Below are 22,410 nucleotides of genomic sequence, written 5' to 3' on the forward strand. Positions count from 1 at the left end.
GACCCGGCCATGACCCCTCTTGAGCGCTATCAGGAAGACCTGAAACGTCCCGACTTTTTTCACGATGCCGCCCAGGAAACTGCCGTGCGCCATCTGCAGCGCCTGTATGACGACTTGGTTGCTGATGACCGCAGCAAATCTGGCCTGCTTGGCAAGCTGTTCGGCAAGAAACAGCAGGAACCGGTGAAAGGCCTGTATTTCTGGGGTGGCGTCGGTCGCGGCAAGACCTATCTGGTCGACACTTTTTTCGATGCACTGCCGTTCGAACAGAAGACCCGTACGCACTTTCACCGCTTCATGAAGCGTGTGCACGAAGAGATGCGCACGCTCAAGGGTGAGAAGAATCCGCTGACCATCATCGGCAAGCGCTTCGCTGACGAGTCGCGCGTGATCTGCTTCGACGAGTTCTTCGTCTCCGATATCACCGACGCGATGATTCTGGCGACCCTGCTCGAGGAGCTGTTCAAGAACGGCGTGAGCCTGGTGGCAACCTCCAACATCGTTCCGGATGGCCTTTACAAGGATGGTCTGCAACGCGCTCGCTTCCTGCCGGCGATCGAGCTGTTGAAGAAACATACCGAAATCGTCAACGTCGACAGCGGCATCGATTACCGCCTGCGCGCGCTCGAGCAGGCCGAGCTCTATCACTTCCCGCTCGATGCCGAGGCGGAGCAAAGCCTGGAGAAGAGCTTCCGTAGCCTGTTGCCCGAGCAGTGCCGGGTTCAGGAGAACGAAGCGTTGATGATCGAGAACCGCGAGATCGTCGCGCGCAAGGCGGCAGGCGGCGTCGCCTGGTTCGAGTTCCGCGAGCTCTGCGATGGTCCGCGCAGCCAGAACGACTATATCGAGCTGGGCAAGATCTTCGACGCGGTGCTGGTTGCCAACATCGAGCGGATGGACGTCTCCAAGGACGACATGGCGCGGCGATTCATCAACATGGTCGACGAGTTCTACGACCGCAACGTCAAGCTGATCCTGTCGGCCGAAGTCGAACTCAAGGATCTGTATGCCGGCGGGCGCCTGGAATTCGAATTCCAGCGCACCCTCAGTCGTCTGCTGGAAATGCAGTCGCACGAATACCTGGCGCGCCCACACAAACCTTGAAGAAGCAGCCTGAAGCGGGAGCATCAGGCTGGGCTCCCCGTTCAGGCCAGCTTCTAGCTGCCCTTATGCCTGTATTGCTGCCGATACTGATTCGGCGATAGCTCGGTGTGCTGGCGAAACAGTCGAGCGAAGAAGCTGGCATCGTCGTAGCCCACTTCGTAGCTGATAGTCTTGATGCTCTTGCGGGTGGTGGAGAGCAATGTCTTGGCTGTCTCGATGCGCAACCGCTGCAAATAGTGCAGCGGCTTGTCGCCAGTGGCCGTCTGAAAACGCCGCATGAAGTTGCGAATGCTCATGCCGTGGTCCCGCGCCACGTCCTCGAAGCGAAATTTCTCCGCGAAATGTTCCTCAAGCCACTCCTGAATCTGCAGGACACGGGTATCCAGGTGAAGTTTCTGGCCGCCGAAGCCGATGCGTCCGGGGTTGTAGTTGCGCCGCACCTCGAAGAGCACATCGCGGGCCATGCCCTGTGCGATGTGCGCACCGCAGAAGCGCTCGACCAGATGCATGTAGAGGTCGCAGGCCGAGGTGGTGCCACCCGCGCAGTACAGGTTGTCGCTATCGGTGAGATGCTTTTCCTGAGTGAAGAGCACGCGCGGGAACCTCTCGGCGAATTCGCGGGCGAAGCGCCAGTGCGTGGTCCCTTCGCGCTCATCGAGCAATCCTGCTGCGGCCATCCAGAACGCTCCGGAGGCTTCGCCGCAAATGATGCTGCCGGCCGCATGTCGCGCCTGCAACCAGGGTGCGACCTGCGGGTATTGCCGACAGAGCACGTCGAAATCGGCCCAGAACGCCGGCAGAATCACCGCATCGGCATCATCCAGCGGCCCGTCTACCTCAATGCGAGGACCGCTGAAGGTAGTGACAGGCCGACCATCGGGGCTTACCAGCACAGTCTCGAAGGCAGGGGTTAGATCCAGGCCCAGTTGTTTGCCGTAGCGCAGGCTGGCCATGTGAAAGAAATCCTTGGCGTGCAGCAGGGTGGATGCAAATACCCCGTCAGTGGCCAGAATGCTGATACGTTTCAATGGTTGAGCGGTGGGCATGCCTTGTCTTCCGGTGACTCTGATTATTTTTATAGGGCAAAGCAGGGTAAAACTGCCGTGTCCCGGCGTGAGCGTCCTATTTTTTGCGCTGACTGTCCAGTCATCCATCCGTCTAACACGGTGGAACCGCTCAGGGCGCTGCCCATCTGAACAAGGACAGAGAGGACCTTCATGATTACAAACACACCACAGCCTCGGTCCGAAGCTTTCAGCGGATGGGATGGCAGCCCCGCCGCCGCCCGAGAAATGCAGAAACAGCTGGCCAGCAAGGTCGTACTGAAGGATGACTTTGGGCCGCTACGACTGATCGCTGGGGTCGATGTCGGCTTCGAAGAGGGTGGCAAAATTACCCGCGCGGCGGTCGTACTGCTCGATGCCGACACCCTTGAACCGCTGGCGCAGACGCTGGCGCGGATTCCGACCAGCATGCCCTATATCCCCGGACTGCTGTCCTTTCGCGAGCTGCCTGCCGTGTTGCAGGCGCTCGACTCGCTCGGGCAGGTGCCGGACCTGATCTTCTCCGACGGGCACGGTATCGCGCACCCGCGCGGCCTCGGTATCGCCGCGCATCTGGGCGTCATTACCGGCCTGCCAACCATCGGCGTGGCGAAGAAAATCCTCACCGGCCAGCATGAAGCGCTCGGAGAGCGACGCGGCGATCAGGTTGATCTGCTGGACAAGGGCGGCAAGCCGATCGGCACGGTACTGCGCAGCAAGGACAAGGTTCGGCCGCTGATCATCTCGCCGGGCAATCGGGTCAGTCTGGCGACTGCGCCGCTGCTGGTGATGCGCTATGTCACGCGCTATCGCCTGCCGGAGCCGACGCGGCTGGCCGATCGCCTTGCCTCGCGCCGCGATGAAAAGCGCGCCGACAACCAGCAGCCGATGGATCTCGAATAGGCAGGCAAGCTTGCAGCCAGCCGCCTGCAGGCGATAGCCTGCAAACCCGCAGATCAACCAGGTTTCGCCCCGATGCAGCTGGATCATGCGACAGGCTGGTGCCGAGGCATTCATCACTGTCCCTCGCCCAACTTCAACCAGCGTCCGGATGGCGAGATTTCGCTGTTGGTCATCCACAACATCAGCCTGCCGCCCGGTTGCTTCGGGACCGGCAAGGTTCAGCAGTTCTTTCAGAACTGCCTTCCTACAGACGAGCACCCCTTTTTCGCGGAAATCGCTAGCCTGCAGGTGTCGGCGCATTTCCTCATCGAGCGTGATGGTGCGATCACCCAGTTCGTGTCTTGTCTGGATCGCGCCTGGCACGCCGGAATCTCGCGCTTCGGCGAGCGTGAAAGCTGCAATGACTACTCCCTCGGTATCGAGCTCGAAGGCGCTGACGAGACACCCTACAGCGAGGCTCAGTACGACAGTCTGATTCGCCTCTGTCAGGTGTTGCAGCAAGCCTATCCGGCGATCACCTCCGAGCGGGTCTGTGGCCACAGCGACATTGCGCCGGGGCGTAAAACCGACCCGGGCCCTGCGTTCAACTGGCAGCGTCTGCGCTCGGCTTCGATTGTTGTCTGAAAACCGCCCAAACAGGATGTCGACATGATCTTTCTCGTGGTGCTGCTGGCGTTCCTCATAGACAAGCTCACCGATTGGCGGCGTGACGTGCAACAGGATGGCCCCTGGTTGCAGCTACTGCGGCGGATCGAAGCGCACACGGGTATGTCCTCCAGGCCATGGCTGGGCTTATCGCTGTTAGTGCTCTTGCCGGTGATGTTGCTCGGGCTGCTGCTGATCGCACTCAAGCCGCTGGCCTACGGTTGGCTCAGCCTGCCATTACATCTGCTGGTGCTGCTCTACAGCCTGGGTCGCGGGCAAGGTAAGCGGGAATTCGGCGCGTTCCGCGACGCCTGGCGCCGGGGCGATAGCGAAGCGGCCACGTTGGTTGCCGAGCGCGATCTGGGGCTTAGCGCGTCGGACGCGCCGAGCCTTCTGCGTGCCGTGGAGGCGCAACTGCTCTGGCGCAGCCACCAGGGTTTTTTTGCAGTGATCTTCTGGTACGTGTTGCTTGGCCCCGTGGCCGCACTGGCCTACCGGCTGCTTGCGCTGACCATCGAACATTCTCGAAGTGAAAACACCCGTGAACGGGCCGCACAGCTGCGGCACGCCTTCGATTGGCTGCCGGTGCGGGTCCTGCTCGCCAGCTTCGGACTGGTTGGCAATTTCGTCGCGGTTAATCGCGTCTTGCTGCAGGAGCTGCTGCACTGGGAAATTCCCGCTTCACGACTGCTGGCCGAGGTTGGTCCGGTTGCGGCTGACCTGAGCGAGTCGTATGAAGGCGAGGCGGGTATCGTCCGGCTCGATAGCCTCGCCGCTTTGCTGGTGCGCACTCGCATGCTCTGGTACGCGGCCATTGCCCTCTGGGTTCTTCTTCTCTAGCCCTTCTCGGTCATTCCAGAAGACAGCCTCGCATCGCGTCTGATTGCAGCGTGCGCCGGCAGCCAGGCGTCGGATAAGCACGCTGGATATGCCGGGATCGGTGTGCCTTCTGTCGCTTGCCTGGCCATCATCATGCCATTACCTTAAGTTACATAAACAACGACCGATATCCCGTATAAGTTTCTCGCGCCACTCTCTGACGAGCCCTGCTGCTGCCCTCGATGCTGCCGGCAATAAAACAAGAAATTGGGAGACGTCTTTTGAACAGTCTGTTGTATCCCGCGATTGCATTGATGAACCGCTTGAGCTTCGGAATGAAGTTCAGTCTGATCAGCGTGCTCTTCTTCGTTCCCATGCTGCTGACCAACTTCTATCTGGTGCGTGATTCGTACCGGGAGTTCGTTGGTACCCGCACCGAGCTGCAGAGCCTGGAGCTGTTGGGCACGGCGTTGGAGCTGCGCCGTGAGATGGAGAACTGGAAAGATCTGATCGAGATCGAGGGCATCATCGGCCAGACCGGCGAGGTGCAGGCACTGGTGAGTCGGCTGGATAATGCCGAGCGAGAGCTTTCCGCTCGAATGCAAGCTCTGGAGCCGGTCAGCGACAATCCCGAGCAGGTGGCCGAATTCAACACCCGTCGAGACGAGCTCGGCGCTGCCCTGCGCGAGGCCCAGGGGCAGCAGTCGTTGCAGGCCAAGGCGGCGATGGCGCGCGCATTGCTGGGCAAGGCTCAGGTGATGATCAAGCTGATCGCCAGCCAGTCGGGGCTGAGCCAGGACAGTCAGCGGGACGTACGGATGCTCGCCGAGCTGCTGACCTCGGTCACGCCCTCGATTACTGCGGCGCTCGGTGAAGGACGGGCGGTCGGTTCCTACACCTTCGGTCAGGGCTTTCTGAACTCCGATGCCAGCAATAAGCTGGACGAGCTGTTGCTTGAGTTGGAGAAGCAGCAGGCTCAGTACGGCGCCCAGTTGCAGGACGTTCTTGGCGGCAGTGCCGCTGCCCTGCGTCAGCTCGAAAGCTACACCGAAGCCAGCCGCGGCTCTCTCCAGATCAGCAGCGATATCTTCCAGGATCAGGTGATCATGGCCGAAGCGCTAGATCGCCCCTGGGATGACTTCTACGACATGATCAGCGCCGAGATGGCCAAGACCTATGCGCTAAACGATGCGATTCTCGGCTTCCTCGATGACGAACTCGAGCTGCGCCTGGAGCAGAAACGCCTGTTGATGGTCCTGTTGCTGGCCGCGCTGGCGCTGGTTTTTCTTCTGGTGGTCTACCTCTACAGTGCGTTCTACATGTCCACGCGCGCTTCGCTGCGCAGCCTTGGTGCGACCATGGGCCGAGTGGCCGCGGGGGATATGACGGCACGTTTCGAGGTGCAGAGCCGAGACGAGCTGGGCGAGCTGGGGCAGGTCTTCAACGAGACCGTCGCAAAGATTCGCGAGCTGATCGAACGCGTCGGTCAGACGGTGGGCGAGGTGGAGCGCCAGGCGTCGCGAGTCGAAACCGTTTCCGGCGAGAGCAACCAGACGGTTTCCGAACAGCGCGGCCAAATCGAGCAGGTCGCCACCGCCATGAACGAGATGTCGGCAACCGCTCAGGGCGTCGCGACCAGCGCAGAAGCCGCGGTCGGCAGTGCTCAGAGTGTCAACGATGAAACAGTGAGCGGCCGGAGTCTGGTGGAGGCGCAGGTCGACGGTATCGAGCGGTTGGCAGCGGAGATCGAGCAGTCGGTCAACGTTATCAATCAGTTGGCCAGCGACAGCAAAGCTATCAGTCAGGTCCTGGACGTGATCAAGGGCGTTGCCGAACAGACCAACCTGCTGGCGCTCAACGCGGCGATCGAGGCGGCGCGTGCTGGCGAGCAGGGCCGCGGCTTCGCTGTGGTGGCCGATGAGGTGCGTAACCTGGCCAAACGCACCCAGCAGTCCACCGAGGAGATCGAACAAATGATCGGCCGGCTGCAGGGTGGTGTCGGAGCGGCGGTCAAGACTATGCATTCCAGCCACTCGATGGCCGAGGAAACCGTCAGCCAGTCGGCACAGGTCCAGCAGGCCCTGGAAAACATCCTCACTGCGGTCGGTGCCATCGTCGACCAGAACCAGCAGATTGCCGCGGCTGCCGAAGAGCAGACGGCCGTCGCGCATGATATCGATCGCAACATCGTTGCCATCAACGAGGCCGGCCAGCGCACCGCCGAAGGCGCAGGGCACACCGAGCAGGCCAGTCGCGAGCTCACCGAGCTGGTCGGGCGTCTGCAACAGCTGATCGGAGCATTCCGCATCTAACGAAGATCGGTGGCTCAGCTCCAGCCAAACAGCTCGCAGCTGTTACGGTAACTGGCGTCTGCCAGCTCCTCGGGGCTGATGCCGCGGAGTTCGGCCAGCTCGCGACAGATATCCGGAAGAAACTCCGGGCTGTTGCGCTGACCGGCGTGGCTGTGAGGCGCGATATCCGGCGCGTCGGTCTCGAGCACGATGCTGTCCAGCGGTAGTTGCTGCAGCACCCGGTGCATGCGGTGCGCCTGCGGCCAAGTGCCTGCGCCGCCGAGGCCGAGCTTGTAGCCCATCCGGATATATTCGCGTGCCTCTTCCCAGCTACCACTGAAAGCATGGGCGATGCCGGCGCGCTTGAGTTTGCGTTGCTTCAGCGTTGCGATCATCGGCGCGTGGGCGCGGCGAACATGCAGCAGGACCGGTAATTCGAATTCGTCGGCCAGGTCCAGCTGGGCTTCGAGCAGGTGCTGCTGGCGCGCCTTGTCGGGATCTTCGATGTAGTAATCCAGCCCGATCTCGCCGATGGCGCAGAGCTTGTCTTCGCCGCGCAACTGCCGCAACCACTCGCGCAGGCTGTCGATATGCTCGGGTCGATGATCCTTCAGAAACACCGGATGCAGCCCCAGCGCGGCGTAAACTGCCGGCTGGTCCTGGGCCAGCTGCCAGACCCTTGCCCAATTCGCCTGATGCACACCCAACACCAGAATGCGCTCGACGCCGGCCGCGTTGCTGCGGGCCAGTACCTCACCGCGGTCGGCATCGAAGGGGTCAAAGTCGAGATGGGTGTGGGTGTCAATCAGGCGCACGGCCGGTTTCTCCTGGTCAGAGCTGGTTACGGGTGAAGCGGCGGTTCAGTGGCTCGGCTCTTCCTCGATCTGGATGTCGCTAACCCCCAACTCCGCCATGCGGCTGTCCTCGCTAGGGCGCACCGGATTTTCCCAGGGCGCATCGATCGCCGCGCGTGGCTCGCGAACATGATGCAGCAGAATCTCAAGTTCGGCCTGCTCCATGTCCGGTTCTTCGAAAGAGCTGAGCGTCAGCGAGGCCGGATTGCCATTGATCAGGTAGTGGATACGGTAGCGTTTCAGTTCGGTCATGGCGGCTCTCGAGTCCGGGTTGTGGAACATCGGACCGCCAAATCGCTGTCAGGCTCCCGAGTCCTCACGCTCCGATTCAAGCAACGCCGCTTTGCGCTCGATGCCCCAGCGATAGCCGGTCAGCGACTGATTGGCGCCAACGACGCGGTGGCAGGGCACCAGAAGCCCGACCGGGTTGCTCGCACAGGCACGGGCGACGGCGCGGGCATGGCTGCCGAGGCTTTCGGCCAGCTCGCCATAGCGCCGGGTTTGGCCCGGGGGAATCTCTTGCAGCGCCTGCCAGACCCGTTGCTGAAACGCGCTGCCACGCAGATCGAGCGGCAGCCGGGCGGCGCGTGAAGGTTCTTCCAGCTGCGCCAGGATCGAATGCAACCACTCGCCCAGGCCCTCCTGATCGCGCTGCAATTGCGCTGCGGCGAAGCGCAATTGCAGTTCGTCCAGCAGCGTTTGTTCATCGTCACCGAACAGCAGCGCGCAAATTCCGCGGTCGCTGGCGGCGATCAACAGCAGCCCCAGCGGACACTCGCCGATGGCATAGCGCAGCGACTCGCCGGCACCCCTGCGACGACGCTGAGCCGGGCTCAGCGCCGTGACATCCTGATAAACGCCGCGGGTGCTCCCATAGCCTGCATCCAGGGCTGCGCTCAGCACCGAATCGGCTGCAGGCAAGCGCGTCTCCAGCCGCTCCCGGCGGCGCGACGCAGCCCAGGCGCGTGGGGTGAGGCCGGTGCGGGCCTTGAACGCGCGAGCCAGGTGCGATGAGGACAGACCGATACGTGCTGCAAGCTGATCCAGCGTGATTGGCTCAGGGCTTTCATCCAGCAGGCGACAGGCGGCGATGACCAGGTCGTCGAGCTGTTCGGCCGGGCTTTGCCCCTGTGGCGAGCAGCGCCTGCATGCGCGATAGCCGGCGGCTTCGGCATCTGCTGCATTGCTGAAGAAGCTGACGCCGTCACGTCGTGGGCGGCGAGCCGGGCAACTTGGCCGGCAGAAGATTCGGGTCGAGCGGACGGCGAATACGAAGCGACCATCGAAGCCTGCGTCGCGGTCGCAGAGGGCGTGCCAGCAGCGGTCGAAATCGAGCATTGGGGTGCTCCCTGAGTGAGTGATTGCGATTGTCCGTCCTGCTCGCCTGCGATGCCAATCCACAACACGCTTTTAAACTTGCGGGCGAGCATGGAAGCCCGTTGACGATTACCGTAACCTGCAGGCCTGCATAGTCGAAAAGGGTCTGTAAGTCGCTGATGAAAACGACCAAAACGACTCGAGTCGCTGGTCGAGGATGGGCTGATCGACGAAGTGCTGCGGCCGCTGATGAGCGGCAAGGAAGCAGCGGTCTATGTGGTGCGCTGCGGTGACGAGCTGCGTTGCGCGAAGGTCTACAAGGAAGCCAACAACCGTAGTTTCCGCCAGGCGGTGAAATACCAGGAAGGCCGCAAGGTGCGCAGTAGTCGTGACGCCCGGGCCATGGCCAAGGGTTCCAAGCACGGGCGCAAGGAAAAGGAAGAGAACTGGCAGAACGCCGAAGTCGCGGCATTGTTCCGTCTGGCCGATGCCGGCGTTCGTGTCCCGAAGCCGTACGACTTCCTCGACGGCGTGCTGCTGATGGAGATGGTCACCGGGGAAGATGGGGATGCCGCACCGCGCCTCAACGACGTCGATCTTCACCCTGATGATGCCCGCGAATTTCATGCGTTCATGATCGGCGAGGTGGTGAAGATGCTCTGCGCCGGCCTGGTCCATGGTGATCTTTCCGAGTTCAACGTTCTGCTCGATGAACACGGGCCGGTCATCATCGACCTGCCTCAGGCGGTGGATGCGGCCGGCAATAACCATGCGTTCGAGATGCTCGAGCGAGACGTGGGCAACATGGCGGCCTATTTCGGACAGTTCGCGCCGGAACTCAAATTCACCCGCTACGCCAAGGAAATGTGGGCACTTTACGAAGATGGCAAGCTGACGCCGGACTCCGAGCTGACCGGTGAGTTTGCCGAACCGGAAGACGCCGCCGATCTCGATGCGGTGATGCGTGAGATCAAGGCTACGCTGGCCGATCAGGCGCGCAAGGAAGCGTTGCGCAATGCAACGGACGAACCCAGCGATGAACCGCCCACACCGCCGTGGATGCGTGGCTGAGGCTCAAGCTCGGAAGGGCTCGCTTCTACGAGCCCGCTGATTCGAAGATTTTCGCTGAAGATTCACCTCTGACGCGCCCTTCGGCGTTCAGTCTATGCTGATCAGGTAAGTGCGATCGGCGGCAATGGCCAGCGGTTCGTGCACTACCGATTGGGCGTATCATTGCCTGGCGTTTCAATGTCAGTGCAGGAGAGAGTCGCAATGCAAGGTCAGCCACAGGTCATCGAATATTTGAAAGAACTACTGCGTGGAGAGCTGGCCGCGCGCGATCAGTATTTTCTGCACTCGCGGATGTATGCCGACTGGGGCTTCGCCAAGCTCTACGAGCGGATCAATCACGAGATGGAAGAGGAAACCCAGCACGCCGACGCGCTGCTCAAGCGCATCCTTTTCCTCGAAGGCACGCCGGATATGACACCCGACGCAATGCATCCCGGCCATACCGTGCCTGAGATGCTGCGCAGCGATCTAGCGCTGGAGTATAAGGTCCGCGAAGCGCTGGCCAAAGGCATCGAACTGGCCGAGTCGCACGGCGACTACCCGACTCGCGACATTCTGGCGGCGCAACTGATGGATACCGAGGAAGATCACGCCTACTGGCTGGAACAACAGCTCGGCCTGATCGACCGGATGGGGCTGCAGAACTACCTGCAATCGCAGGCAAGCTGACCCTGCAAGCAAGGCCAGGCGCAATGCCTGGCCTTGTTGTTCCGAGTGCCGGTCAGATCCGGAAACGACTTACCATCGTCTGAAGCTGACTGCCCAGACGCGCCAGTTCGACGCTCGAGGCCGCCGTCTGTTCGCTGGCTGCGGCGGTCTGCTCCGATACATCACGCACGTTCACTACGCTGCGGCTGATCTCCTCGGCAACCGCGCTCTGCTCTTCGGCTGCGGTGGCGATCTGTTGATTCATGGCCTGGATATTGGACACGGTACGGGTGATGCTGGTCAGCGAGGTGCCGGCGCGGCGAGTCAGCTCGACACTGCTGTCGGTGAGGCTGCGGCTGCTCTGCATGATCGCTGCGACCTGCTGGGTACCGCTATGCAGAGCGGTCACCAGCTGTTCGATTTCCTCGGTGGACTTCTGGGTGCGCTGCGCCAGACCGCGGACTTCGTCGGCGACGACTGCGAAACCGCGACCAGCCTCGCCGGCGCGCGCCGCCTCGATTGCAGCATTGAGCGCCAGCAGATTGGTCTGTTCAGCCACGGCTCGGATCACGCTCATCACGCTGCCGATCTTGTCGCTGTCGCTTTGCAGTGCCGTCATCGCCTCGGACGAGCGGACGACTTCGCTGGCCATCCGCTCGATCTGCGCGACCACTTCCGCAACGACACGATCACCTTCGCGCGCTTCGATATCCGCCTCGGTGGCCGCTTGCGCCGCCTGTTCGGCGTTACGCGCGACCTCCTGAACAGTGGCCGACATCTCATGCATGGCGGTGGCGACCTGATCGGTCTCCTCCTTCTGGCTGTTAACCCCGGCACTGGTCTGCATGGTCACCGCCGACAGTTCCTCGGCGGCGCTGCTGATCTGGCCCACGCCATCACGAATGCCGCCGATCAGGTCGCGGAGGGTGGCGCCCATCTGCTGAATGCCTTGCTGCAGAGCGCCCAGCTCGTCTCGCCGGGTGATTTGCGCGGTGGCGGTCAGGTCGCCCGATGCGATGCGCTCGACATCCGCGAGAGTGGTGCGCAGCGGCAGAACGATCTGGCGGGTGATCAACCAAGCCGCCAGAATGCCGAGTAATACCGCCAGCGTGGCACTGATGATCAGGCGCTTGCCCGCTTCGCCGCCCTCGATATCTAGCCGCTCCAACTGATACGCATAAAGGTCTTGGCTCAGGCGCAGGATCTCGCCCTGATGGTCGGTCATCCCCTGACGCGCCTTGGCAATCACCTGGGTCGCCGTTTCCAGCGTTTCTATCGCCGTGCGGTACTGGTCGAGGGCTGAGCGAATCTGCTCGGCGGCGTCGCGGCTGACAGCGTCGAGAGCGCTGCCCTTACGATCCAGGGTGGCCAGAGCTGCGTCGAGCTGAGCGTAGACGGTTTCCGCGTTCTGCGCGGTTGGCGAGGCAATGTAGATCCGCAGCAGGTACTGTGCCTGCTTGAGCTCTTCTTTGACTTCCGTGATGGCGCGGTATTGCTCGAAACGCTGGGCATCGTACTCCGACAGCTGCATGACCCGAGCACTGACGCGAGTGGTCAGTTCGCCGAGCTGCGCCGCGGCATCGTCGGCACTCCGGTAGGCCGCGTTTACGCTGGCATAGCCTTGGCGCATGTCGTTCAGCGAGCGCTGATACAGCTGGTTATAGCCGTCCTGCTCCTTGAGCATCGCCACGTTCACCGGGTTCACGAAGGTGGCGAGCAGTTTGGTGTGCTGGGCCAGATAGCTCTCCAGCTTCTTGTTCAGGCGCTCGGTGGATTCACTGTCGGCATTGGCCAGCATGTACTGCAGGCGCGCGATGCGCAGATCCGTCAGGGTGTTGTTGAGATGCACGATCTCTGTCATCCAGCCGCTGCGCTTGATCACGCTGCCGAGGCTGCCCCAGCCAGTCCAGGCCAGGACAAGCGTAAGCACCAGGACGACGCCGAAGCCCATGGTGAGCTTTCGGCTGACGCCAACGTTTCCAAACCATCTATTCATGCAAATACCAATGACAAGGGCTATTCGATTAGAGTTGGCCGACGACAGGAATCGGCTGCTGAAGGGCTGCTCGCTGTCGGCGGTGCTACCGCAAACTTGAGAGCGGCGTGAATATGACGCCATTTTTCTGATGAATGGTGTCGAGGTGTTTGCGACGCCGACTCGCCAGTGTCGGTCACAAAAAGAAATCCGCCGAACAGGCCGTGTGAAAACATAGCGAGCGAAGGTTAAGCAGGGCGCAACGACCAGCGGGAGTAACAGCCGAAGGCTGGCCCGAAGGGCGAGCGCAGCGAGTCAAAACAGGCGAAAAAGCGCAGTTTACGTGCTGTAAAGGAGCATTTTGACTGGGCTCGCAACCGAGCGTGTTTTTAACGCCGCATAACCGAGCGCAGTAGTTTTCGCCCCTGCGAAGCGGGTTTCTTCAGGCCGGCCGACTGGCTCAGTCAGCCGAACCTTGCTCGGCTTTACTGAGCCTGATTGGTCGGCAGGTCGAGCTGCAGTTGCCGGCTAGTGAAGGCGCGCACGCGTGCGGTGAGGTCCGCGTCGTCATTAAGGGCCAGGCCGTACGATGGGAAAATCGTTTTCAGTTTCGCTTGCCATTCCGGCGACTCGACCTGTTCGCTGAAGGTCTTCTTCAGCAGGTTGAGCATGATCGGAGCGGCAGTGGAGGCACCCGGCGAGGCGCCCAGCAGGGCAGCGATGGAGCCGTCCGTCGAGGTTACGACTTCGGTACCGAACTGCAGCACGCCGCCTTTCTCTGGATCGTCCTTGATGATCTGGACGCGCTGCCCCGCAGTGATCAGCTCCCAATCGCTGGCATCCGCCTGCGGGAAGTAGTTCTTCAGCTCCTCGATGCGGTCTTCCTGGCTGAGCATCAGCTGACCGACCAGATACTGGCTCAGGTCGAGGTTGTCCAGGCGCGGCCTGGATCATCGGCAGGGCATTGTCAGCGCTCACGGAACTGGGCAGGTCCATCAGGGAGCCGTTCTTCAGGAACTTGCTGGAGAAGGTTGCGAAGGGTCCGAACAGCAGCACTTTCTCGCCGTCGATCACGCGGGTATCCAGATGCGGAACGGACATCGGTGGGGAGCCGACCGACGCCATGCCGTAGACCTTGGCCTGATGCTGGGCGACGACCTCGGGATTGCGCGTCATCAGGAACTGGCCGCCAACCGGAAAGCCCGCGTAGCCTTTGGCCTCGGGAATGCCGGTCATTTGCAGCAACTTCAGCGCGCCGCCGCCTGCGCCGATGAAGACGAAGCGGGCCTTGACGCTGGTTTGTGCTTCGCCGTCGGCGAGGTTAGCCGACGTCACGGTCCAGGTGCCGTCATCGTTGCGCACGATGTCGCGCACTTCATGTTGCAGATGCAATTGCACCTGGTCGCTCTTGCCCAGGGCGTCGAACAACTGTCGAGTGATCTCGCCGAAGTTCACATCGGTGCCGAGCGGCATCCGCGTCGCGGCGATCGGCTGGGACTCGCCGCGTTCGTTCATAAGCAGCGGAACCCATTCGGCGATTTGCTGGGGTTGTTCGGAATACGCCATACCGCGGAACAGCGGGCTCTGCTGCATCGTGGTATGACGCTTGCGCAGGAAGTCGACGTTGTCTTCGCCCCAGACGAAGCTCATGTGCGGGACGGAGTTGATGAACCGACGGGGCTCCCGAAGCACGCCGCGCTGCACTTGATGCGCCCAGAACTGCTTGGAGAGCTCGAACGATTCGGCAATGCTCACAGCCTTGCTGATGTCGATGCTGCCATCGGCTTTCTGCGGGGTGTAGTTCAGCTCGCAGAACGCGGAGTGGCCGGTGCCCGCGTTGTTCCAGGCATTGGAGCTTTCATCGGCGACGCTGGGCAGGCGTTCGTAGACGTCGATCGTCCATTGCGGCTCGAGTTCGTGCAGGTAGGTGCCCAAGGTTGCGCTCATGATGCCACCGCCAATTAGCAGGACATCCACGGTTTTTTCGGGTTCGTTGGGTTTGGAGCAGGCGATCAGTGCGAAGCACAAAAACGCCAGGATCAATTTCTTCATCAGTGGTTCTGTTTGCCTGGTAGAGGTATTAACGGATACGCGCCTATCGCCCGACGGAGCGAGCAACCGCCTGAAGAGCGGCCGAATCGGACCGATGAGCAAACAATTGCGTAGGGGAGGCCAGAAGCAAGGCGACTGAGTCGATGCCGCACTTAAGTGCGGCAGACGACCGATGGCAGGAGTGCCGCGACCGCCATTGCGAGGGGCGCGGAGTTTATTAGGGAGCTAAGAATATGGCAACGGCAATCGCTCGCTACAAACGAACCTGGATGGGCGCTGCTTCCGATGGCTATGTCTTGCAAGGGGCGGAACAGCCTCCCGATTCCAGATCTTTGAGGATCGGGCAATCCGGCCGGTCGTCGCCATGGCAGCTATCGACCAGTTGTTGCAGGGTATCGCGCAGGCTCACCAGTTCGTCGATTTTCTGGTTCAGCGCATCGATATGCGTACCGGCCAACGCTTTCACATCGGCGCTGGCGCGCTGGCGGTCCTGCCAGAGCGTGAGCAGTTTGCCCACTTCTTCCAGAGAAAATCCCATGTCGCGTGAACGCTTGATGAAGGCGAGGCGGTGCAGGTCTTCGTCACCGTAATGACGGTAGCCATTGGCGCTACGCCCCGCGGGCGAGATCAGGTCAATGGACTCGTAGTAGCGGATCATCTTTGCCGACAACCCGCTTTTCTTTGCTGCTTGGCCAATGTTCATGCGGTATCCACACGTGTTGAATCGGATGAAGAAGCTGAATGACGATGGGTATCGCTGTGCTCAACCACAGCGAGGGGGTGAGCGCAGCGACAAGCGTCGGAACCGGCCATCATTCCTCCGGTTTCCAGCGCTTGAGCAGCAGCGCGTTGCTGACCACGCTGACGCTGGACAGCGCCATCGCCGCCCCGGCCACCACCGGGCTGAGGAAGCCGAAGGCCGCCAGCGGGATGCCCACCAAGTTATAGATGAACGCCCAGAACAGGTTCTGTTGAATCTTGCGGTAGGTGCGTCGGCTGATTTCCAGCGCGGCCGGCACCAGCCGCGGATCGCCACGCATCAGCGTGATTCCGGCTGCATGCATGGCCACATCGGTACCGCCGCCCATGGCGATGCCAACATCAGCGGCGGCCAATGCTGGCGCATCGTTGATGCCGTCACCGACCATGGCCACCACGGCGCCGCCTTGCTTCAATTCGGAAACCGTGGCGGCCTTGTCAGCCGGCAGGACTTCTGCGTGTACGCTGTCGATATGCAGCGCCTCGGCAACCACACGGGCGCTGCCGCGATTGTCGCCAGTGATCAGATGGCTGCGGATATGCCGCTTATTGAGGCTGGCGATGGCGTCGGTTGCGCCCTCCTTTAGCGTGTCGCCGAAGGCGAACAGGCCAAGCACTCGTCGTTGCGGCGCCGTCTCGATCAGCCAGGACAGGGTGCGACCTTCGGCTTCCCAGGTCTCGGCCATGGCGCCCAGCCCGCCCGGCTGCAGGCCGCTGTCGTCGAGCAGTCGGCGGTTGCCAAGGGCCAGCGAGCGACCGTCCAGGTCGCCAGCGATACCGCGTCCGGTCAGCGACTGGCTCCGGTTCACATCAGCAACGATCAGGTCCAGTTCGGCGCAGCGGTCGAGTACCGCCAGGGCCAGCGGATGTTCGCTGCCGCGTTGCAGTGCGCCTGCCTGTTGCAGCAGTGCCGTTTCGTCGTCGTCGATCGCGTGCAGGTGAACGATGCGCGGTTTGCCGGAGGTCAGCGTGCCGGTCTTGTCGAAGGCGACCGCCGTGACGGCATGGGCGACTTCCAGTGCCTCGGCATCCTTGATCAGAATGCCGTGGCGCGCCGCCACGCCGGTCCCGGCCATGATTGCCGCCGGGGTTGCCAGTCCGAGGGCGCAGGGGCAGGCGATCACCAGCACGGCGACGGCATTGATCAGCGCGACTTCCACTGGCGCGCCGACCAGCAGCCAACCAATGACGGTAAGTAGCGCAATGACCAGAACCGCTGGGACGAACACTTGGCTGACCTTGTCTACCAGCTTCTGGATCGGTGCCTTCGCCGCCTGAGCATCCTCGACCAGACGGATGATGCGAGCCAGCACCGTCTCACCACCCAGCGCCGTGGTACGTACCAGCAACCGACCTTCGCCATTGATTGCGCCGCCGGTAATGCGGTCGCCGGGCGCTTTGGCCACCGGCAGGCTCTCACCGCTGATCAGCGCTTCGTCCGCCTGACTTTCACCTTCCACCACTTCGCCATCCACCGGGAAGCGCTCACCCGGTTTGACCAACACCAGATCATCCAGCCGTAGTGCGGCGATCGCGACGTCTTCTTCACGGCCATCGATAACCCGCACCGCCCGATCCGGGCGCAGCGCTTCGAGGGCGCGGATAGCAGCGCTGGTTTGGCGTTTGGCGCGGCTTTCCAGGTATTTACCCAGCAACACCAGAGCGATAACTACCGCTGAGGCTTCGAAATATAGATGCGGCGTCTGCCCGGCTGGCACCGCCCACCATTGATAAAGACTCAGGCCGTATCCGGCGCTGGTACCGATGGCAACCAGCAGGTCCATGTTGCCGGCCCCGGCGCGCACCGCCTTCCAGCCGGCGACGTAGAAACGCGCACCGAGAATGAACTGCACCGGCGTAGCGAGCAGGAGTTGCAACCACGGTGGCAGCATCCAGTGCTGGCCGAACAGCTCGCCGAACATCGGAATCACCAGCGGCGTAGCCAGCAGCATCGCGGCGGTCACGGCGATGCGCTCACGTTGCAGGCGACGCTCGGCGTTGTCGATACCCGGCCGTTCGTCGCCGCTGGCTCGCGCTTGGTAGCCAGCCGCTTCGATGGCCTCGATCAGTACCGCCGGATCGACCGCACCGAGAACTTCGAGGTGGGCGCGCTCGCTGGCTAGGTTGACCGAGGCGCTGCGCACGCCTGGCACCTTGAGCAGGGCGCGCTCGACGCGGCCGACGCAACTGGCGCAGGTCATGCCATCGACCGCTAGCTCCAAGGTTTGCACCGGCACGCCATAACCGGCCTTCTCCACGGCTTGGATCAGGCCGGCGACGTCGCCCTCGGTGGCTTCGATACGGACCTGTTCAGCGGCGAGGTTCACGGCTGCGCTTTCCACGCCGGGTACTTTCAGCAGGGCACGCTCAACCCGTCCGGCACAGCTGGCGCAGGTCATCCCGTTGATGGGCAGCGTGTAGGTTGAGTTGGACATGATTCGCTCCGAATAGCCTATCGTTGCAATGCTCAACCTTTACCTTATGGGAAGGTCAAGGGCCAGGTCGTTCGTAGCTAACGCCATTGACCTTACCCGCATGACAAGCTTGAACCTACCTATAGGACAAACACCGGGAGTCATCGATGCAAACATTCAAGGTAACAGGCATGACCTGCGCCCATTGCGAGCGCGCCGTGACCAGAGCAATCCAGGCGAGTGATGCGCAGGCCAGGGTTCGAGTCGATCTGCAGGCAGGGGTGGTGGAGGTCGAAGGGGATCTGAGCGATGCGGCGATTCGTGAGGCCATCGAGGAAGAAGGGTATCAACTGCAGTGAGCCAGCAGCGGCAACAGCGGTTTGCCGCATGCATGGACAAGGACCGGTCAGCTGCTCGCCTTGCCTGCGGTGTCCCAGTCACGGACCAGTCCTCTGAACAGCGGATCGACCAGCGCCGGGCCATCGATTTCCGGATCGAACAGGTTAGGGTCGCGGGTCCAGTCGCTGAACAGGCCGACAATCAGCGCATGGATCGTGCGCGCGGCAAGACGTGGTGTCACACCCGGGTACAGGCTACCGGCGGCGCGCTCCAGCAGCTTTTCGCAGAGGTCGATAAACATGTTGATGAACGCATGGTGGCGCTCTTCGGCTTCGCGCAGCTCCTCGGTGAACTCGCAGCGATGCAGCAAAATGGTCATCACGCGGCGTTTCTGCTCATCACGGGCCAGCGCACCGATTCCTTCGATGCAAAGGTCGCGCAGCGTCCGTAGGGGCTGCTGCTGGGTGCAGCCGCAGAGTCGCTCGGTCATCTGTTCTGGCGGCAGCCGCACCTGGTTGAGCATTTCATGAAACAAGTGAGCCTTGTTCTGAAAGTGCCAATACACCGCTCCACGCGTCACGCCAGCGTCGCGGGCGATCTGATCGAGGCTGGTGTGCGCCACACCCTTGTCCAGGAATAACCGCTCGGCGGACGCGAGCAGCGTAATACGGGTCTTTTCGGCGTCTTCTTTGGTTCTTCGCATATCTGGCTACGGCAGCTTCGGGCTGCGTTGGGACCCTTAAGGGCGGGCGATGCGGCGCTGATCCTTCAACCTGCTGCAACTTTGGTTGTTTACAATCGTCCGTGTATGTAACAGCATCTTACCTTCTCTGTAAATGTTCGATGTCAATCACGACGCTGTCGTGCGCTGGCGAATCGATTTTCTGCTCTCGAGTTTTTCCAATGCGCCTCCCGCTTCTTTTGATACTGGGTGCTCTCAGCGCCTTTGGCCCGCTGGCCATCGATTTCTATCTGCCCGCATTTCCAGCAATGGCACGGGCGTTTTCCACCGACGTCGAGCATGTGCAACTGTCTCTGGCGGCCTATTTCATTGGGCTCGCCCTCGGTCAGCTGATTTATGGTCCCTTGGCGGATCGCTACGGGCGGCGCTGGCCGCTGCTGATTGGCGTGACGCTGTTTACCCTGGCGTCGCTGGCCTGCTCCTTCGCGCCAACGCTGGATTGGCTGATTGCCGCGCGATTCGTTCAGGCACTAGGCGGATGCGCCGGTATTGTGGTGACGCGCGCCGTGGTACGCGACAGCTGTGATCCGGTGCAGGCCGCAAAGGTTTTTTCGCAGCTGATGCTGGTGATGGGGCTGGCGCCAATTCTCGCGCCGCTGGCCGGCGGGCTGTTGATGAATGCGTTCGGCTGGCAATCGATATTCGTCTCGCTGACGGTCTTCAGCGCCCTGTGCGGCCTTGCGGTCGCGCTGTGGTTGCCGGAAACGCTGCCGGCCGATGCGCCGAAGCACCCGCTCGGTGGCACGCTAGGACGTTATGTTGGCTTGTTCCGCGACCGCGAGTTCATCGCGTTCGCGCTCTGCGGTGGTGTTTCGATGGCAGGCATGTTTGCCTACATCGCGGGCTCTCCGTTCGTGTTTATTGAGCTGTATGGCGTCCCGGCCGAACACTACGGCTGGCTGTTTGGTAGTAATGCGGCGGGCTTTATCCTGGTGTCGCAGATCAACGCGCGACTGCTAAGGCTGCGCGGGCCAGGTTTCTGGCTGCGGCGTTTCGTCTGGTTTTATTTCGCTTGCAGCGCTGCCTTACTGGTGATCGCCTGGAACCAGCCGGAATCGCTCTGGCCGCTGCTGATCCCATTGTTCATGGGGCTGGGAAGCCTTGGCAGCATTCTGCCGAACGCGACTGCCTGCGCGATGGCGCGCCAGGGTCAGCAGGCGGGACTGGCTTCGGCCCTGATGGGCAGCCTGCAATTCGGCGTTGCAGCCGCCGCGTCAGCGGCAGTCGGTGCGCTGCATAACGGCACGGCGGTACCGATGGCGCTGGTGATTACTGTCTGCGCGCTGGCGGCCGGCTGTCTGGCTTGGTACACCGGTCAGCAAACGATTGCGCAGCGGGCCCCATCCTCCTGACGACGCAGCCCGCTGCGCAGCGGGGTTGGTTCAGAACCCTTCGAGGACGATCTTGCCCTTGGCCTTGCCGCTTTCGATAAAACCGTGGGCGCGGCGCAGGTTTTCCGCATTGATCGTGCCGTAATGCTCACCCAGTGTGGTCTTCAGCACGCCCTTGTCGACCAACTCGGCAACGCGGTTGAGCAGTTGGTGCTGAGCGATCATGTCCGGCGTCTGGTACAGCGAGCGGGTGTACATGAACTCCCAGTGCAGCGACAGGCTCTTGCGCTTGAGCAGGCTGACGTCGAGGCTCGCCGGGTCATCGATCAGGGCCAGGCGACCTTGTGGCTGCAACGCCTCGACGATCTGCGGCAGGTGCAGGTCGGTGTGGGTCAGGCTGGCAACATGGGTGACGTCGGCGATGCCCAGGCGCTGCAGTTCGGCGGCCAGCGGCTGGCTGTGGTCGATCACGTCATGAGCGCCCAGCTCACGCACCCAGGTGTGGGTATCGCTGCGAGAGGCCGTACCGATGACCTGCAGCCCGGTCAGCTGGCGCGCCAGTTGCGTGAGGATGGAGCCCACGCCGCCCGCTGCGCCGATGATGAGCAGACGTTGGTTTCGGTCTTCCTTCCCTTCGCCTATCTGCAAGCGCTCGAACAGCAGCTCCCAAGCAGTGATCGACGTCAGCGGTAGCGCCGCTGCTGCAGCGAAGTCGAGGCTGGCCGGCTTGCGGCCAACGATGCGCTCGTCCACCAGGTGCAGTTCGCTATTGGCGCCGGGGCGGTCCAGCGCGCCGGCGTAGAACACCTCGTCGCCGGGCTTGAACAGGCTGACCTCACTGCCCACCGCGCGCACCACGCCGGCCACATCCCAGCCAAGCACCTTGTACTGACCGTCTTCCGGCTGCGCGCGCATACGGATCTTGGTATCGACCGGGTTCACTGAGATGGCTCGCACCTCAACCAGTAGATCGCGTGGGCCGGGCGTGGGCTCGGGCAGCTCGATGTCGAGTAGCGATTGCGGGTCGTCGATGGATCGAGATTGCTGGTAGCCAATAGCTTTCATGATGCGCTCCGTTATAGGGAAGAGAAGAATCTGAGCATTGTCGGCTTTCGCGTTATGGAGAAAAACAGCATATTCGGCAGAGGCTCTTTCAATGGATTCTTGAAAATGCTGCGCAGCGATGACCTGCAAATATTCGTTCTGACCGCTGAACTGGGCAGCCTGTCCGCCGCTGCCCGGCGCCTGGAGATGTCGCCCGCGGTGGCCAGCGCGGCCCTCAAACGGCTGGAAGCAGAACTGGGCTGCCGCCTGCTGGTACGTTCGACCCGCAGCCTGAGGCTGACAGGTGAGGGCGAGCAGTATTTGCCCCATGCCCGCTCTGCCTTGCAGAGCCTTGTCGACGGTCAGCAGGTGCTGGTCGGTGGCAAGGCGACCATCAGTGGCGCCCTTCAGCTATCGGCTCCGTCGGATTTCGGCCGCAATGTGCTCTTGCCCTGGCTGGACGAGTTCCAGCTGCAGCATCCGCTCTTGAGCCTGCGATTGTTGTTGGCTGATCGTAATGCCGATCTGTTTCGGCAGCCGGTGGATATCGCGCTGCGCTACGGTCAGCCGGAGGACTCTAGCCTGGTGGCGCTGCCCGTGGCGGTGACTAATCGGCGGGTGCTCTGCGCCGCGCCAGGCTACCTCGCGACACATGGGGCGCCGCGTTCGCTTACCGACCTTTCCGACCACAACTGCCTGCGCTTCATGCTGGCGGGGCGGGTGCACGAACGCTGGTGTTTTCAAGACGGCCGACGTGAGCTGGAGCAGGTCGTGAGCGGTGATCGCATCAGCGACGATGCCGACGTGGTGCGGCGCTGGGCGCTGGCGGGGCAAGGGCTGGTATACAAATCCTGGCTCGACATCGCTCAGGACGTGCAGGCAGGGCGACTGGTCGCGCTGCTGCCGGAGCTTTTGGGCGAACCGGCGCCGCTGAACCTGATCTGCGCCCATCGTGCACATATGGGTGAAAGGGTGCGGCTGTTGCGTGAACATCTGGTCGGGCGATGCCAGCGGCTGATTCAGCTGGCTCCGTTCGCGCATTGATGCGGGGCCGCACCT

At 62.0% G+C, this 22,410-nt stretch carries 18 protein-coding genes and 4 pseudogenes; 11 read left to right on the top strand and 11 right to left on the bottom strand.

The features are described 5' to 3' along the window. The first annotated feature begins 9 nt into the window (after positions 1 to 9). Positions 10 to 1,104, top strand: coding sequence for a cell division protein ZapE (zapE, locus tag DQ405_RS16070; protein WP_168425150.1), 1,095 nt, complete (start codon positions 10 to 12; stop codon positions 1,102 to 1,104). 53 nt (positions 1,105 to 1,157) lie between these two features. Here the strand turns inward: zapE and DQ405_RS16075 are convergent, their stop codons facing one another. Then, positions 1,158 to 2,150 carry a GlxA family transcriptional regulator gene (locus tag DQ405_RS16075; RefSeq protein ID WP_168425151.1) on the bottom strand — a complete coding sequence of 331 codons (993 nt, stop codon included), beginning with the start codon at positions 2,148 to 2,150 and terminating at the stop codon, positions 1,158 to 1,160. A 171-nt stretch (positions 2,151 to 2,321) separates the two neighbouring features. Here DQ405_RS16075 and nfi point away from each other — a divergent pair, with 171 nt between their 5' ends. The 5 genes and pseudogenes from nfi (at position 2,322) to DQ405_RS28600 (ending at position 6,826) form a co-directional block, all read left to right on the top strand. Continuing rightward, the gene (gene nfi / locus DQ405_RS16080; protein WP_168425152.1) at positions 2,322 to 3,050 is read left to right on the top strand and encodes a deoxyribonuclease V; all 729 of its coding nucleotides are present in this window, start codon (positions 2,322 to 2,324) and stop codon (positions 3,048 to 3,050) included. Positions 3,051 to 3,122: 72 nt separating this feature from the next. Then, positions 3,123 to 3,674 carry a 1,6-anhydro-N-acetylmuramyl-L-alanine amidase AmpD gene (gene ampD, locus DQ405_RS16085; RefSeq protein ID WP_168425153.1) on the top strand — a complete coding sequence of 184 codons (552 nt, stop codon included), beginning with the start codon at positions 3,123 to 3,125 and terminating at the stop codon, positions 3,672 to 3,674. Positions 3,675 to 3,698: 24 nt separating this feature from the next. Continuing rightward, a complete protein-coding gene (gene ampE / locus DQ405_RS16090; RefSeq protein WP_168425154.1) occupies positions 3,699 to 4,535 on the top strand; it encodes a regulatory signaling modulator protein AmpE in 837 nt (278 codons plus the stop codon). 1,298 nt (positions 4,536 to 5,833) lie between these two features. Further along, a pseudogene (locus DQ405_RS28595) lies at positions 5,834 to 5,971 on the top strand (HAMP domain-containing protein); the annotation flags it as partial. A 141-nt stretch (positions 5,972 to 6,112) separates the two neighbouring features. Beyond that, positions 6,113 to 6,826, top strand: a complete 714-nt coding sequence (locus tag DQ405_RS28600) for a methyl-accepting chemotaxis protein (RefSeq protein WP_446730886.1) — start codon at positions 6,113 to 6,115, stop codon at positions 6,824 to 6,826. Between the two features lie 14 nt (positions 6,827 to 6,840). Here the strand turns inward: DQ405_RS28600 and DQ405_RS16100 are convergent, their stop codons facing one another. Genes DQ405_RS16100 through ada form a run of 3 tightly spaced genes read right to left on the bottom strand, consistent with a single transcriptional unit; the run spans position 6,841 to position 8,997 of the window. Further along, positions 6,841 to 7,620, bottom strand: a complete 780-nt coding sequence (locus DQ405_RS16100; protein WP_168425156.1) for a TatD family hydrolase — start codon at positions 7,618 to 7,620, stop codon at positions 6,841 to 6,843. Between the two features lie 45 nt (positions 7,621 to 7,665). After that, a complete protein-coding gene (locus DQ405_RS16105; RefSeq protein WP_168425157.1) occupies positions 7,666 to 7,911 on the bottom strand; it encodes a hypothetical protein in 246 nt (81 codons plus the stop codon). A gap of 48 nt (positions 7,912 to 7,959) precedes the next feature. Next, complete coding sequence (gene ada / locus DQ405_RS16110; RefSeq protein ID WP_168425158.1) at positions 7,960 to 8,997, bottom strand: bifunctional DNA-binding transcriptional regulator/O6-methylguanine-DNA methyltransferase Ada; 1,038 nt, start codon at positions 8,995 to 8,997, stop codon at positions 7,960 to 7,962. Positions 8,998 to 9,159: 162 nt separating this feature from the next. On the opposite strand from ada, the pseudogene DQ405_RS16115 reads away from it, so the two are divergent. Together DQ405_RS16115 and bfr are read left to right on the top strand one after the other, a co-directional pair. Then, positions 9,160 to 10,047 (top strand): annotated as a pseudogene (locus DQ405_RS16115) (PA4780 family RIO1-like protein kinase); the annotation flags it as partial. Positions 10,048 to 10,248: 201 nt separating this feature from the next. Further along, a complete protein-coding gene (gene bfr / locus DQ405_RS16120; protein ID WP_168425159.1) occupies positions 10,249 to 10,716 on the top strand; it encodes a bacterioferritin in 468 nt (155 codons plus the stop codon). A 52-nt stretch (positions 10,717 to 10,768) separates the two neighbouring features. On the opposite strand, the gene DQ405_RS28605 is transcribed toward bfr, so the two are convergent. From DQ405_RS28605 to DQ405_RS16140, 5 genes and pseudogenes are all read right to left on the bottom strand, one after another. After that, positions 10,769 to 11,632, bottom strand: coding sequence for a methyl-accepting chemotaxis protein (locus DQ405_RS28605; protein WP_446730887.1), 864 nt, complete (start codon positions 11,630 to 11,632; stop codon positions 10,769 to 10,771). A 39-nt stretch (positions 11,633 to 11,671) separates the two neighbouring features. After that, positions 11,672 to 12,814, bottom strand: a pseudogene (locus tag DQ405_RS28610) (methyl-accepting chemotaxis protein); the annotation flags it as partial. Positions 12,815 to 13,155: 341 nt separating this feature from the next. Then, positions 13,156 to 14,722: pseudogene (locus DQ405_RS16130) on the bottom strand (malate:quinone oxidoreductase). A 289-nt stretch (positions 14,723 to 15,011) separates the two neighbouring features. Beyond that, on the bottom strand, positions 15,012 to 15,425 hold the full coding sequence (gene cueR / locus DQ405_RS16135; RefSeq protein ID WP_168425161.1) for a Cu(I)-responsive transcriptional regulator: 414 nt from the start codon (positions 15,423 to 15,425) through the stop codon (positions 15,012 to 15,014). Between the two features lie 109 nt (positions 15,426 to 15,534). Continuing rightward, entirely contained in the window at positions 15,535 to 17,916 is a 2,382-nt protein-coding gene (locus DQ405_RS16140; protein WP_168425162.1) for a heavy metal translocating P-type ATPase, read from the bottom strand. A gap of 146 nt (positions 17,917 to 18,062) precedes the next feature. Between DQ405_RS16140 and DQ405_RS16145 the strand changes: the two genes are divergently transcribed. Then, a complete protein-coding gene (locus DQ405_RS16145; RefSeq protein WP_168425163.1) occupies positions 18,063 to 18,254 on the top strand; it encodes a heavy-metal-associated domain-containing protein in 192 nt (63 codons plus the stop codon). Positions 18,255 to 18,301: 47 nt separating this feature from the next. Here the strand turns inward: DQ405_RS16145 and DQ405_RS16150 are convergent, their stop codons facing one another. After that, positions 18,302 to 18,937: a TetR family transcriptional regulator gene (locus tag DQ405_RS16150; RefSeq protein ID WP_168425164.1), complete on the bottom strand. Its 636-nt coding sequence runs from the start codon at positions 18,935 to 18,937 to the stop codon at positions 18,302 to 18,304. Positions 18,938 to 19,137: 200 nt separating this feature from the next. On the opposite strand from DQ405_RS16150, the gene DQ405_RS16155 reads away from it, so the two are divergent. Next, the gene (locus tag DQ405_RS16155; protein WP_168425165.1) at positions 19,138 to 20,328 is read left to right on the top strand and encodes a Bcr/CflA family multidrug efflux MFS transporter; all 1,191 of its coding nucleotides are present in this window, start codon (positions 19,138 to 19,140) and stop codon (positions 20,326 to 20,328) included. Positions 20,329 to 20,358: 30 nt separating this feature from the next. Here DQ405_RS16155 and DQ405_RS16160 read toward each other — a convergent pair whose 3' ends face one another. Then, on the bottom strand, positions 20,359 to 21,372 hold the full coding sequence (locus DQ405_RS16160) for a zinc-binding alcohol dehydrogenase family protein (protein ID WP_168425166.1): 1,014 nt from the start codon (positions 21,370 to 21,372) through the stop codon (positions 20,359 to 20,361). A 105-nt stretch (positions 21,373 to 21,477) separates the two neighbouring features. Between DQ405_RS16160 and DQ405_RS16165 the strand changes: the two genes are divergently transcribed. Next, positions 21,478 to 22,395 carry a LysR family transcriptional regulator gene (locus tag DQ405_RS16165; RefSeq protein ID WP_168425167.1) on the top strand — a complete coding sequence of 306 codons (918 nt, stop codon included), beginning with the start codon at positions 21,478 to 21,480 and terminating at the stop codon, positions 22,393 to 22,395. Positions 22,396 to 22,410 lie beyond the last annotated feature (15 nt).

The organism is Pseudomonas sp. SST3, from assembly GCF_003325755.1.

Excerpts from the sequence above, each read along its gene's own strand:
- zapE (WP_168425150.1), top strand. The coding sequence starts at position 10 with ATGACCCCTCTTGAGCGCTATCAGGAAGACCTGAAACGTCCCGACTTT.
- DQ405_RS16075 (WP_168425151.1), bottom strand. The coding sequence starts at position 2,150 with ATGCCCACCGCTCAACCATTGAAACGTATCAGCATTCTGGCCACTGAC.
- nfi (WP_168425152.1), top strand. The coding sequence starts at position 2,322 with ATGATTACAAACACACCACAGCCTCGGTCCGAAGCTTTCAGCGGATGG.
- ampD (WP_168425153.1), top strand. The coding sequence starts at position 3,123 with ATGCAGCTGGATCATGCGACAGGCTGGTGCCGAGGCATTCATCACTGT.
- ampE (WP_168425154.1), top strand. The coding sequence starts at position 3,699 with ATGATCTTTCTCGTGGTGCTGCTGGCGTTCCTCATAGACAAGCTCACC.
- DQ405_RS28600 (WP_446730886.1), top strand. The coding sequence starts at position 6,113 with ATGAACGAGATGTCGGCAACCGCTCAGGGCGTCGCGACCAGCGCAGAA.
- DQ405_RS16105 (WP_168425157.1), bottom strand. The coding sequence starts at position 7,911 with ATGACCGAACTGAAACGCTACCGTATCCACTACCTGATCAATGGCAAT.
- ada (WP_168425158.1), bottom strand. The coding sequence starts at position 8,997 with ATGCTCGATTTCGACCGCTGCTGGCACGCCCTCTGCGACCGCGACGCA.
- bfr (WP_168425159.1), top strand. The coding sequence starts at position 10,249 with ATGCAAGGTCAGCCACAGGTCATCGAATATTTGAAAGAACTACTGCGT.
- DQ405_RS28605 (WP_446730887.1), bottom strand. The coding sequence starts at position 11,632 with ATGGGCGCCACCCTCCGCGACCTGATCGGCGGCATTCGTGATGGCGTG.
- cueR (WP_168425161.1), bottom strand. The coding sequence starts at position 15,425 with ATGAACATTGGCCAAGCAGCAAAGAAAAGCGGGTTGTCGGCAAAGATG.
- DQ405_RS16140 (WP_168425162.1), bottom strand. The coding sequence starts at position 17,916 with ATGTCCAACTCAACCTACACGCTGCCCATCAACGGGATGACCTGCGCC.
- DQ405_RS16145 (WP_168425163.1), top strand. The coding sequence starts at position 18,063 with ATGCAAACATTCAAGGTAACAGGCATGACCTGCGCCCATTGCGAGCGC.
- DQ405_RS16150 (WP_168425164.1), bottom strand. The coding sequence starts at position 18,937 with ATGCGAAGAACCAAAGAAGACGCCGAAAAGACCCGTATTACGCTGCTC.
- DQ405_RS16155 (WP_168425165.1), top strand. The coding sequence starts at position 19,138 with ATGCGCCTCCCGCTTCTTTTGATACTGGGTGCTCTCAGCGCCTTTGGC.
- DQ405_RS16160 (WP_168425166.1), bottom strand. The coding sequence starts at position 21,372 with ATGAAAGCTATTGGCTACCAGCAATCTCGATCCATCGACGACCCGCAA.
- DQ405_RS16165 (WP_168425167.1), top strand. The coding sequence starts at position 21,478 with ATGCTGCGCAGCGATGACCTGCAAATATTCGTTCTGACCGCTGAACTG.